The 1,479-nt window shown below is 64.5% G+C and carries 2 protein-coding genes; one reads left to right on the forward strand and one right to left on the reverse strand.

The annotated features are described in order from the left end of the window. Positions 1-175 precede the first annotated feature (175 nt). Positions 176-532 (forward strand): hypothetical protein, encoded by a 357-nt coding sequence (locus tag ABZ478_RS39235; protein ID WP_359557574.1) that lies wholly within the window; start codon positions 176-178, stop codon positions 530-532. Here the strand turns inward: ABZ478_RS39235 and ABZ478_RS39240 are convergent. Further along, positions 522-1,342 (reverse strand): IS5 family transposase gene (locus tag ABZ478_RS39240; RefSeq protein WP_359557576.1). Its coding sequence is split into 2 segments (ribosomal slippage): positions 522-985 and positions 985-1,342, totalling 822 coding nucleotides; the frame shifts between segments, so codons are not numbered across the junction. The genes ABZ478_RS39235 and ABZ478_RS39240 overlap by 11 nt on opposite strands. Positions 1,343-1,479 lie beyond the last annotated feature (137 nt).

Genomic DNA, 1,479 nt, shown 5'->3' on the forward strand with positions numbered 1-1,479 from the left:
CGCAGAATCCAGGATCAGAGCAGCCCCCACAGCCACACAGACTGGCACCGGTCAATCCCTGGCATAACCCAGCACCACAGGTGAAAACGACCTCTTAGACGTCGTTTCTTATGGCTGACCCTCGCGCCGCTGACTGACTGCGCGGATGTCAGTGCGGTATGGGAGCCTCCCGGGCATGACTTACGACCTTGCTGTCTGGGAAGGCGAGAGACCAGCGGATGACAAGACCGCCGGCCAGATCTTCAGCGATCTGTACGACCGCTACATCGATGGTGAGGTGGAGGAGCCTCCCTCCGAACGCATTGCGGCCTACATCGCTGCGTTGCTTGAGCGGTGGCGCGACATCACCGAGGACGACGAGGACACCTCGCCCTGGTCCACTGGTCCGTTGATCGACGAGGCAAGCGGTCCGCTGATCTACTTCGCCATGCGGTGGAGCATGGCTGAAGAGGCATCGGCCTACGCGGCGGCCGTCGCGCAGTCCATGGGGCTGATCTGCTTCGACGTTCAGCAGGACCGGCTCAGGCCGTGAGCGCGGTAACCAATCGGCGGTAGCCGATGAGGGTTGCGGCTATGCCGACAAAGGCGAGAAAGTGTTCGGCCTTACGTTCGTAGCGGCGGTGGAGCCTTCGGCAGCCGGCCAGCCAGGACACGGTTCTCTCCACCACCCAGCGGTGCCTGCCCAGCCGTTGTGATGACTCAATGCCCTTACGTGCGATGCGGTGGCGGATGCCACGCTTGCGGAGCCATCGGCGCAGGTGGTCGTAGTCGTAACCTTTGTCCGCGTGCAGTTTCGCCGGTCTCCGGCGCCGGGGCCCGCGGCGGGACTGGATGGGCGGCATGCCCCGCACGAGCGGTTCCAGACCCTGGCTGTCGTGCATGTTCGCACCGGAGATACCCAAGGACAGCGGAAGCCCGTTCCGGTCACAGATCAGGTGGATCTTCGATCCCAGCTTGCCGCGATCGGTCGGATTCGGTCCCGTCAGCGGCCCCCTTTTGCGGCGCGCAGGCTGACCGAGTCGATCGCGCACCGGGACCAGTCCAGCTCACCCCGCGCTCCGAGTTCGTCGAGGATCACGCGGTAGAGCCGGGCCCAGACCCGGTCCCGGCTCCACTGGGCGAACCTGCGGTAGACCGTGGGCCAGGCGGGGCCGAACACCGGCGGCAGTTGCCGCCACGTGCAGCCTGACGTCGCCACGAAGATGATCGATGCCAAAGCTTCACGGTCACCTGCCCGACGCCGACCCCCACCCTGCGGACGCGTGACCACAGTCGGCGGCACCACTCGCCTGAACAGCACCCACAACTCGTCCGGCACCAGCCGCTCAACGAGATCAGTCACGTATGGATCAACGACCGATCACGCCATAAGAAACGACGTCTTAGAGGTCGTTTTCACCTGTGGTGCTGGGTTATGCCAGGGATTGACCGGTGCCAGTCTGTGTGGCTGTGGGGGCTGCTCTGATCCTGGATTCTGCG

It is taken from the genome of Streptomyces sp. NPDC005706 (genome assembly GCF_040631045.1).
Classification (GTDB): Bacteria; Actinomycetota; Actinomycetes; order Streptomycetales; family Streptomycetaceae; genus Streptomyces.

Coding starts and splice junctions, on each gene's coding strand:
- ABZ478_RS39235 (WP_359557574.1), top strand. CDS start 176: ATGACTTACGACCTTGCTGTCTGGGAAGGCGAGAGACCAGCGGATGAC.